Genomic DNA, 254 nt, shown 5'->3' on the forward strand with positions numbered 1-254 from the left:
CAACGAACGCCTGGTCCAGCTCAATTTCGCCAACCGCACCAGCACCCTGACCCTGATCGACCGCAGCGGCACCGGCATCGCCGCCAGCGACTGGGACCAGCCCAACAGCAACGTCGGCTATTCCTACGCGTTCCGGCCCTATTTCCAACTGGCCATGGCTCACGGCGCCGGCGAGTTCTACGCCATCGGCGTCACCACCGGCGTGCCCGGCCACTTCATCGCCCGCGCGGTGCGCGACGAGCGCGGCGGCGCGG

At 69.3% G+C, this 254-nt stretch carries 1 protein-coding gene; it reads left to right on the top strand.

Annotated elements, in window-relative coordinates; genetic code table 11:
- Positions 1-254: sensor histidine kinase (locus HKX41_12390; protein ID NNC24934.1), on the top strand; the 254-nt coding region annotated here is incomplete at both ends.

This window comes from Salifodinibacter halophilus (genome assembly GCA_012999515.1).
GTDB classification, from domain to species: domain Bacteria; phylum Pseudomonadota; class Gammaproteobacteria; order Nevskiales; family Salinisphaeraceae; genus Salifodinibacter; species Salifodinibacter halophilus.